This window comes from Citrobacter sp. CK180, assembly GCF_030333655.1.
Taxonomy (GTDB): Bacteria; Pseudomonadota; Gammaproteobacteria; order Enterobacterales; family Enterobacteriaceae; genus Citrobacter_B; species Citrobacter_B koseri.
The window spans coordinates 248,163-258,937 of the sequence record NZ_JAOWFM010000056.1; the positions used below are offsets into that span (position 1 = coordinate 248,163).

At 55.7% G+C, this 10,775-nt stretch carries 6 protein-coding genes; all 6 read left to right on the plus strand.

Annotation, left to right across the window (positions count from 1 at the left end):
• Positions 1 to 105 precede the first annotated feature (105 nt).
• A complete protein-coding gene (locus OGV50_RS22220) occupies positions 106 to 3,993 on the plus strand; it encodes a DNA translocase FtsK (protein ID WP_286488784.1) in 3,888 nt (1,295 codons plus the stop codon).
• A gap of 122 nt (positions 3,994 to 4,115) precedes the next feature.
• Complete coding sequence (gene lolA, locus OGV50_RS22225; RefSeq protein WP_024130482.1) at positions 4,116 to 4,727, plus strand: outer membrane lipoprotein periplasmic chaperone LolA; 612 nt, start codon at positions 4,116 to 4,118, stop codon at positions 4,725 to 4,727.
• Positions 4,728 to 4,737: 10 nt separating this feature from the next.
• The gene (gene rarA, locus OGV50_RS22230) at positions 4,738 to 6,081 is read left to right on the plus strand and encodes a replication-associated recombination protein RarA (RefSeq protein ID WP_024130481.1); all 1,344 of its coding nucleotides are present in this window, start codon (positions 4,738 to 4,740) and stop codon (positions 6,079 to 6,081) included.
• A gap of 91 nt (positions 6,082 to 6,172) precedes the next feature.
• On the plus strand, positions 6,173 to 7,465 hold the full coding sequence (gene serS / locus OGV50_RS22235; protein ID WP_012133033.1) for a serine--tRNA ligase: 1,293 nt from the start codon (positions 6,173 to 6,175) through the stop codon (positions 7,463 to 7,465).
• Between the two features lie 241 nt (positions 7,466 to 7,706).
• On the plus strand, positions 7,707 to 10,151 hold the full coding sequence (gene dmsA / locus OGV50_RS22240; RefSeq protein WP_286488785.1) for a dimethylsulfoxide reductase subunit A: 2,445 nt from the start codon (positions 7,707 to 7,709) through the stop codon (positions 10,149 to 10,151).
• 10 nt (positions 10,152 to 10,161) lie between these two features.
• Positions 10,162 to 10,775, plus strand: a 614-nt coding sequence (locus OGV50_RS22245; protein ID WP_012132456.1) for a dimethylsulfoxide reductase iron-sulfur subunit DmsB, incomplete at its 3' end; no start/stop codon positions are given.

Consider the following 10,775-nt stretch of genomic DNA (forward strand, 5'->3'; position numbering starts at 1 on the left):
TGATTACACTCCTGTTAATCCATACAGCAACAGTGCCGGGGCAACCCGGTGCTGTTGTCCGTTTTAGCATCGGGCAGGAAAAGCCCGAAACCTGGAGAGCCTTTTTTGAGCCAGGAATACACTGAAGACAAAGAAGTCACATTGAAAAAGTTAAGCAGCGGGCGCCGACTTCTGGAAGCGTTGCTGATCCTTATTGCCCTTTTTGCCGTCTGGTTGATGGCAGCCTTACTTAGCTTTAACCCTTCAGATCCCAGTTGGTCGCAAACCGCATGGCATGAGCCTATCCATAATTTAGGCGGCGCGCCGGGCGCGTGGCTGGCTGACACGCTGTTCTTTATCTTTGGCGTGATGGCTTACACCATCCCGGTGATTATCGTTGGCGGCTGCTGGTTTGCCTGGCGGCACCAGAGCAACGACGATTACATCGACTATTTTGCCGTGTCGCTGCGCATTATCGGCGTCCTGGCGTTGATTCTTACCTCCTGCGGATTAGCCGCAATTAATGCTGATGATATCTGGTACTTCGCGTCTGGCGGCGTCATTGGCAGCCTGTTAAGCACCACGCTTCAGCCTCTGCTGCACAGCAGCGGGGGAACGATTACGCTGCTGTGCGTCTGGGCAGCCGGTCTGACGCTCTTCACCGGCTGGTCCTGGGTGAGCATTGCAGAAAAACTGGGTGGCTGGCTGCTGAACATTCTCACCTTCGCCAGCAACCGTACTCGCCGCGATGACACCTGGGTCGATGACGACGAGTATGAAGATGATGACGAATACGAAGATGAAGCGGTGGGCTCACAGCGCGAATCCCGACGTGCGCGCATCCTTCGTGGCGCACTGGCGCGCCGTAAGCGGTTGGCAGAGAAGTTCAGCAATCCGCGTGGGCGACACACGGATGCGGCGCTTTTCTCCGGCAAGCGTATGGATGATGAAGACGATATCGAATACAGCGCGCGTGGCGTGGCCGCCGATCCTGATGATGTGCTGTTCTCCGGCCATCGTGCGACGCAGCCGGAATATGAGGAATACGATCCTCTGCTGAATGGGCATTCGGTCACGGAGCCTGTTGCCTCCGCTGCTGCGGCGACAACGGCAACGCAAGCCTGGGCGGCGCCTGCCGATCCAGTTATGTCTGCACCGTCGGTGCCGGGTGCTGAAGCCGCGTCTGCGCAACCGGTGGTGGAATGGCAGCCTGTTCCGGGGCCGCAAACCGGCGAACCGGTCATTGCGCCTGCGCCGGAAAGTTATCCGCCGCAACCACAATATGCGCAGCCGCAAGCGCCACATCATGAACCGTGGCAGCAACCTGCGCCGACCGAGCCGCAAGCGCAGTATTACGCTGAACACGCGTATGAACAGCCTGTGCCGCAGGCGCAGGAACCTGCGGCGGAACAACCCTGGCACCCTGAGCCTGTTTATCAACACGAGCCGACTTTCGAGCCGCAACCGGCTTACCCGCAGGAACCGGTTCAGGATACGTATTACCAGCAGCAGCCTGCTGTTGAGCCACCGTCTGCGGTGGAGCCTGAGCCTGTAGCAGAAGAAATTAAACCCGCCCGCCCGCCGCTTTACTACTTTGAAGAAGTGGAAGAGAAACGCGCGCGTGAGCGTGAGCAACTGGCTGCGTGGTATCAGCCGATTCCTGAGCCAGCGAAAGCGCCGGAGCCGGTTAAACCATCGGCACCGACAGCAGCTTCTGTGCCGCCTGTTGAATCCGTTGCCACGGTTGCGCCGTTGGCGGCAGGCGTCAAAGATGCAACGCTGGCCGCAGGCGCGGCGGCGGCATCCGCTGCACCTGCGTTTAGCCCGGTAAGCGGTGGTGCGCCACGCCCACAGGTTAAAGAGGGGATTGGCCCGCAACTGCCTCGCCCTAACCGCGTTCGCGTTCCGACCCGCCGTGAGCTGGCCTCGTATGGCATAAAATTACCGTCTCAGCGTATCGCGGAAGAGAAAGCGCGTGCGGCGGGGCGTCATCAGTATGATGCCGAAACGCAGTATACCGATGATGAAATTGATGAGATGCAGCAGGATGAGCTGGCACGTCAGTTCGCCCAGTCTCAGCAGCATCGTTATGGTTCCGAATATCAACATGATGCTCCTCAGGCAGAAGATGAGGATGCAGCAGAAGCTGAACTGGCTCGCCAGTTTGCCTCTTCACAGCAGCAGCGCTATGCCGGGGAACAGCCTGCGGGAGCCCATCCGTTCTCGCTGGATGATTTTGAATTCTCGCCGATGAAAGCGCTGGTGGATGAAGGCCCGCATGAGCCGTTGTTTACTCCCGGCGTGATGCCTGAGCAGCCTGTTGCGCCGCAGCAGCCCGTCGCGCCACAGCAGCAGTATCAGCAGCCGCAACAGCCCGTCGCGCCACAGCAACAGTATCAGCAGCCGCAGCAGCCGGTTGCGCCGCAGCAACAGTATCAACAACCGCAACAACCGGCCGCGCCACAGCCGCAGGAAAGCCTGATCCATCCGTTGTTGATGCGTAATGGCGACAGTCGTCCGTTGCAGAAACCTACCACGCCGTTGCCGTCGCTGGATCTGCTGACGCCGCCGCCGAGCGCAGTGGAACCGGTCGATACTTTCGCGCTGGAACAAATGGCGCGCCTGGTCGAAGCGCGTCTGGCGGATTTCCGCATTAAAGCTGACGTGGTGAACTATTCCCCAGGGCCTGTTATTACCCGTTTTGAGCTGAATCTGGCGCCGGGCGTGAAAGCCGCGCGTATTTCTAACCTGTCACGCGATCTCGCGCGTTCACTGTCAACCGTTGCGGTACGCGTGGTAGAAGTGATCCCTGGTAAGCCTTACGTGGGCCTCGAACTGCCGAACAAAAAACGTCAGACCGTCTACCTGCGTGAAGTGCTGGATAACGCTAAATTCCGCGAGAATCCGTCGCCGCTCACCGTGGTGCTGGGTAAAGATATCGCTGGCGATCCGGTTGTGGCCGATCTGGCGAAAATGCCTCATCTGCTGGTTGCGGGGACGACGGGTTCCGGTAAATCGGTTGGGGTCAATGCCATGATCCTCAGCATGCTGTATAAAGCGCAGCCAGAAGATGTGCGTTTCATCATGATTGACCCGAAAATGCTGGAACTTTCGGTCTATGAAGGCATTCCGCATCTGCTGACCGAAGTGGTCACGGATATGAAAGACGCCGCCAACGCACTGCGCTGGAGCGTTAATGAAATGGAACGCCGCTATAAGCTGATGTCGGCGCTTGGCGTGCGTAATCTGGCAGGCTATAACGAGAAAATTGCCGAAGCGGCACGGATGGGGCGTCCGATTCCAGACCCGTACTGGAAGCCGGGCGACAGCATGGATGCCCAGCATCCGGTGCTGGAAAAACTGCCGTATATCGTGGTTCTGGTCGATGAATTCGCCGATCTGATGATGACCGTCGGTAAGAAAGTTGAAGAGCTGATTGCGCGTCTGGCGCAGAAAGCGCGTGCCGCAGGTATTCACCTGGTGCTGGCGACTCAGCGCCCGTCGGTTGACGTTATTACCGGTCTGATTAAGGCCAACATTCCGACGCGTATCGCCTTTACCGTATCCAGTAAGATCGACTCACGCACGATCCTCGATCAGGGCGGCGCGGAATCCCTGCTGGGGATGGGGGATATGCTTTATTCCGGCCCGAACTCGACCATGCCGGTACGTGTTCATGGCGCGTTTGTCCGCGACCAGGAAGTGCATGCGGTGGTGCAGGACTGGAAAGCGCGTGGTCGCCCGCAATACATTGATGGCATCACCTCGGATAGCGAAAGCGAAGGGGGCGGCGGCGGCTTTGACGGCGGCGAGGAGCTGGATCCGTTATTCGATCAGGCGGTGAGCTTTGTGACCGAAAAACGCAAAGCGTCCATTTCTGGCGTTCAGCGTCAGTTCCGTATCGGTTACAACCGTGCGGCACGTATTGTCGAGCAGATGGAAGCCCAAGGCATTGTCAGCGAACAAGGCCATAACGGGAACCGCGAGGTGCTGGCGCCACCGCCGTTCGAATGATTGCAAAGATCGGTAAATAAATAAGAATTCAGTATTTTCTTCTTTCCTCATGCTGATTTTTGGCCTGGAATAGAGAGCAGAGGGAACTCCCCATCGGGAGTGACGTATTTTGAGGAATAATGATGAAAAAAATCGCAATCACCTGCGCATTACTCTCCGGCTTTGTGGTGAGCAGCGTATGGGCGGATGCCGCCAGCGATCTGAAAAGCCGTCTGGATAAAGTCAGCAGCTTCCACGCCAGCTTTACACAAAAAGTGACTGACGGCAGCGGCGCCGCCGTTCAGGAAGGCCAGGGCGACTTATGGGTTAAGCGTCCTAATCTGTTTAACTGGCATATGACGCAGCCCGACGAGAGCATTCTGGTCTCTGACGGGAAAACGCTATGGTTCTTTAACCCGTTTGTCGAGCAGGCAACGGCGACCTGGTTAAAAGATGCGACGGGCAATACGCCGTTTATGCTGATAGCCCGCAACCAGTCCAGCGACTGGCAGCAGTACAACATCAAACAAAATGGCGATGACTTTGTGCTGACGCCAAAAAGCAGTAGCGGTAACCTGAAACAGTTCACCATTAATGTGGGTCGTGACGGGACTATTCATCAGTTCAGCGCAGTGGAACAAGACGATCAGCGCAGCAGCTATCAGCTGAAATCTCAGCAGAATAGCGCTGTCGATGCATCAAAATTTACCTTTACTCCGCCGCAAGGTGTAACGGTAGACGACCAACGTAAGTAGAGGCGCATGAGTGAGCAATCTGTCGCTCGATTTTTCTGATAATACCTTTCAGCCACTGGCCGCGCGTATGCGGCCAGAAAATTTAGCGCAGTATATTGGTCAGCAGCATCTGCTGGCTGCGGGTAAGCCTTTGCCTCGTGCAATTGAGGCCGGGCACCTGCACTCGATGATTTTGTGGGGGCCGCCCGGTACGGGCAAAACCACGCTGGCCGAAGTGATTGCCCGCTATGCCAATGCTGACGTCGAACGCATTTCCGCCGTGACTTCTGGCGTAAAAGAGATCCGTGAAGCCATTGAACGCGCCCGCCAGAACCGTAATGCCGGGCGCCGCACTATTCTGTTTGTCGATGAAGTCCATCGCTTCAACAAGAGCCAGCAGGATGCGTTTCTGCCGCATATCGAAGACGGCACGATTACGTTTATTGGCGCGACGACCGAAAACCCGTCCTTCGAGCTGAACTCGGCTTTGCTGTCACGCGCCCGCGTGTATCTCCTCAAATCCTTAACGACTGAAGATATTGAGCAGGTGCTGAATCAGGCGATGGATGACAAAGCGCGTGGTTATGGCGGCCAGGATATCGTTCTGCCGGACGAGACGCGCCGGGCGATCGCCGAACTGGTGAACGGAGATGCGCGTCGGGCGTTAAATACGCTGGAAATGATGGCAGACATGGCGGAAGTGGATGACAGCGGTAAGCGAGTATTATTGCCCGCATTACTGACCGAAATCGCCGGGGAGCGCAGCGCGCGCTTTGATAATAAAGGCGACCGCTTTTACGATCTCATCTCCGCATTGCATAAATCGGTGCGTGGTAGCGCCCCGGACGCGGCGCTTTACTGGTATGCCCGGATCATTACCGCTGGCGGCGACCCGCTGTATGTCGCCCGACGTTGCCTGGCGATTGCTTCTGAAGACGTCGGCAATGCCGATCCTCGCGCAATGCAGGTGGCGATTTCTGCGTGGGATTGCTTTACCCGCGTCGGCCCTGCGGAAGGGGAACGGGCGATAGCCCAGGCGATTGTTTATTTAGCCTGTGCGCCGAAAAGTAACGCGGTTTATACCGCGTTCAAAGCGGCGCTGGCTGATGCCCGTGAACGCCCGGATTATGACGTGCCTGTGCATCTGCGCAATGCGCCGACGAAACTGATGAAAGAAATGGGCTATGGCCAGGAATACCGCTACGCGCATGATGAGCCAAACGCCTACGCCGCAGGCGAGGTTTATTTCCCGCCGGAAATAGCGCAAACACGCTATTATCATCCCACAAACAGGGGTCTTGAAGGCAAGATTGGCGAAAAGCTCGCCTGGCTGGCTGAACAGGATCAAAATAGCCCCACAAAACGCTACCGTTAGCGCGATCGTTGCGGTAATGTTGGCACTGTATCCCTGTGACTGCAGGCTGTGGTCACGTTTCCTATTTTAATTCGATAAGCACAGGATAAGCATGCTCGATCCCAATCTGCTGCGTAATGAGCCAGACGCAGTCGCTGAAAAACTGGCACGCCGGGGCTTTAAGCTGGATGTAGATAAGCTGCGCGCTCTTGAAGAGCGTCGTAAAGTTTTGCAGGTCAACACGGAAAACCTGCAAGCAGAGCGTAACTCTCGATCGAAATCCATCGGCCAGGCGAAAGCGCGCGGGGAAGATATCGAGCCTTTACGTCTGGAAGTGAACAAGCTGGGCGAAGAGCTGGATGCGGCAAAAGCCGAGCTGGAGAGCTTACAGGCTGAAATTCGCGATATCGCGCTGACCATTCCTAACTTACCGGCTGATGATGTACCGGTAGGTAAAGATGAAAACGACAACGTTGAAGTCAGCCGTTGGGGAACCCCGCGTGAGTTTGATTTCGACGTCCGCGATCATGTGACGCTGGGTGAAATGCACGCCGGTCTCGACTTCGCGGCTGCGGTTAAACTGACCGGTTCCCGTTTTGTGGTAATGAAAGGGCAGATTGCCCGTATGCACCGCGCGCTGTCGCAGTTCATGCTGGATCTGCACACTGAACAGCATGGTTACAGTGAAAACTACGTGCCGTATCTGGTGAACCACGACACGCTGTACGGTACAGGGCAGTTGCCGAAATTTGCGGGCGATCTGTTCCATACTCGTCCGCTGGAAGAAGAGGCTGACAGCAGCAACTATGCGCTGATCCCGACGGCGGAAGTGCCGCTGACTAACCTGGTGCGTGATGAAATCATCGACGAAGATGCGCTGCCGATCAAAATGACTGCGCATACGCCATGCTTCCGTTCTGAAGCGGGTTCTTACGGTCGTGACACGCGCGGCCTGATCCGTATGCACCAGTTCGATAAAGTTGAGATGGTGCAGATTGTGCGTCCAGAAGAGTCAATGGATGCGCTGGAAGAGATGACCGGCCATGCTGAGAAAGTGCTTCAGTTGCTGGGCCTGCCGTACCGTAAAATCGTTCTGTGTACCGGTGACATGGGCTTTGGCGCATGTAAAACCTACGATCTCGAAGTATGGATCCCGGCGCAGAACACCTATCGTGAAATCTCTTCCTGCTCGAACGTATGGGATTTCCAGGCGCGTCGTATGCAGGCACGTTGCCGCAGTAAGTCCGACAAGAAAACCCGTCTGGTTCATACCCTGAACGGTTCCGGTCTGGCGGTTGGGCGTACTTTAGTTGCCGTGATGGAAAACTACCAGCAGGCTGATGGCCGCATCGAAGTTCCAGAAGTATTACGTCCGTATATGAACGGGCTGGAATATATCGGCTAATCCCCGCTCCTCTCTGCTTAAAAAGCGCCTCCGGGCGCTTTTTTTTATGCCTGTTTGACACCGGACAAGAATGGTTACCCCTTTGGGGGTAATACTACCTTCGAATGAAGATTAGCATTTATCGCTGATTTTTCTCATATTCATTATATACAAAACTATATAGCGATTTATTCGTTGTATAAATAACTACATAACGAAGTGTCTGGCTTTTATCAATCGTGAGCAAGCAAAGTGAGTCATCATGAAAACGAATATCCCCGATGCTGTACTGGCAGCTGAGGTAACTCGTCGAGGCCTGGTAAAAACGACAGCAATAGGCGGGCTGGCAATCGCCAGTAGCGCATTGACTCTGCCATTTACCCGGATCGCCAATGCGGCTGACGCTATCAGCCCCAACGCATCCAGCGAAAAAATTATCTGGAGCGCTTGCACCGTTAACTGCGGAAGCCGCTGCCCGCTGCGCATGCATGTGGTGGACGGTGAAATCAAATATGTTGAAACGGACAATACGGGCGATGATAACTATGACGGTCTGCATCAGATTCGCGCCTGTCTGCGCGGGCGTTCTATGCGCCGCCGGGTTTATAACCCCGATCGTCTGAAATATCCAATGAAGCGCGTTGGCAAGCGTGGTGAAGGTAAGTTTGAGCGCATCAGCTGGGACGAAGCCTATGACATTATCACCACCAATATGCAGCGTCTTATCAAAGACTACGGCAACGAATCCATCTATTTAAACTATGGTACGGGTACGCTTGGCGGCACGATGACGCGCTCCTGGCCACCAGGAAAAACACTGGTTGCCCGGCTGATGAACTGCTGCGGCGGTTACCTCAACCACTATGGCGATTACTCATCCGCGCAAATTGCCGCCGGGTTAAATTACACCTACGGCGGCTGGGCGGACGGTAATAGTCCTTCCGACATTGAAAATAGTAAGCTGGTTGTGCTGTTTGGTAACAATCCGGGGGAAACCCGTATGAGCGGCGGCGGGGTAACCTATTACCTCGAACAGGCACGGCAAAAATCAAATGCGCGGATGATTATTATCGATCCGCGTTATACCGATACCGGCGCGGGTCGTGAGGATGAGTGGATTCCGATTCGCCCGGGTACGGATGCGGCGCTGGTAAATGCGCTGGCATACGTCATGATCACCGAGGATATGGTCGATCAGCCGTTCCTCGACAAATACTGCGTGGGTTATGACGAAAAAACCTTACCTGCCAGCGCGCCGAAAAATGGTCACTACAAAGCCTATATTCTGGGACAGGGTAGAGATGGTATTGCGAAGACGCCGGAGTGGGCGTCGCAGATCACCGGTATTCCGGCGGAGCGCATTGTAAAACTGGCGCGTGAAATCGGTAGCGCCAAACCCGCTTACATCAGCCAGGGCTGGGGGCCGCAGCGTCATGCCAACGGCGAAATCGTTACTCGCGCAATCTCTATGCTGGCGATCCTGACCGGCAACGTCGGCATTAACGGCGGCAACAGCGGTGCGCGTGAGGGATCTTACGATTTGCCGTTTGAGCGTATGCCAACGCTGGAAAACCCGGTCGAGACCAGCATTTCGATGTTCTTATGGACCGATGCCATTGAGCGCGGGCCAGAAATGACGGCGCTGCGTGATGGGGTTCGCGGCAAAGATAAACTCGACGTTCCCATCAAAATGATCTGGAACTATGCCGGTAACTGCCTGATTAACCAGCATTCCGAAATTAACCGCACGCATGAAATTTTGCAGGATGACAAGAAGTGCGAAATGATCGTCGTTATCGACTGTCATATGACCTCTTCAGCGAAATATGCCGATATTCTGCTGCCGGACTGCACCGCTTCTGAGCAGATGGACTTCGCGCTGGATGCCTCCTGCGGGAACATGTCCTACGTTATTTTCACCGACCAGGCCATTAAACCGCGCTTTGAGTGCAAGACTATCTATCAGATGACCAGCGAGCTGGCGAAGCGTCTCGGCGTGGAGCAGCAGTTTACCGAAGGGCGTACGCAAGAAGAGTGGATGCGTCATCTGTACGAACAGTCGCGTCAGGCGATTCCCGAACTGCCGACATTCGAAGCATTCCGCAAGCAGGGCATCTTTAAGCAGCGCGACCCTGAAGGTCATCACGTTGCCTATAAAGCATTCCGTGACGATCCGCAGGCTAACCCGCTGACAACGCCGTCGGGCAAAATCGAGATCTATTCGCAGGCGCTGGCAGAGATTGCGGCAACCTGGGAACTGCCGGAAGGCGATGTGATCGATCCGTTGCCGATCTATACGCCGGGCTTCGAAAACTACAGCGATCCGTTGACCAAAGACTATCCGTTGCAATTAACGGGCTTCCACTACAAATCTCGCGTGCACTCTACCTATGGCAACGTGGACGTTCTGAAAGCTTCCTGCCGCCAGGAGATGTGGATTAACCCGATGGACGCGCAAAAACGCGGCATCAGCAACGGCGACAAAGTGCGTATCTTCAACGGTCGCGGCGAGTTGCATATTGAGGCGAAAGTGACGCCGCGCATGATGCCGGGCGTCGTTGCGTTGGGCGAAGGCGCCTGGTATGACCCGGATGCAAAACGCGTGGATCAGGGGGGATGTATTAACGTCCTGACGACCCAGCGTCCTTCTCCTCTCGCTAAGGGGAATCCGTCCCATACGAACCTCGTTCAGGTTGAGAAGGTATAAGGAGTAACCGATGACAACCCAATATGGATTTTTTATTGACTCCAGTCGTTGCACCGGTTGCAAAACCTGCGAACTGGCCTGCAAAGACTACAAAGATTTAACCCCGGACGTCAGCTTCCGTCGCATCTATGAATATGCGGGCGGCGACTGGCAGGAGGATAACGGTGTCTGGCACCAGAACGTCTTTGCCTACTATCTCTCCATCTCCTGCAACCACTGCGAAGACCCGGCCTGCACGAAAGTGTGCCCGAGCGGCGCAATGCACAAACGCGAGGACGGTTTTGTGGTAGTGGATGAGGACGTCTGCATCGGCTGTCGCTACTGCCATATGGCCTGCCCGTACGGTGCGCCACAGTACAACGCCGCCAAAGGCCACATGACCAAATGCGACGGCTGTCATGACCGCGTTGCCGACGGCAAAAAACCGATCTGCGTCGAGTCCTGCCCGCTGCGCGCGCTGGACTTTGGCCCGATAGAAGAGCTGCGGAAGAAACATGGCACGCTGGCGGCCGTTGCACCGCTGCCGGGCGCGCACTTCACCAGACCGAACATTGTGATTAAACCCAACGCCAACAGCCGCCCGACCGGGGATACCACGGGTTATCTGGCAAATCCGAAGGAGGT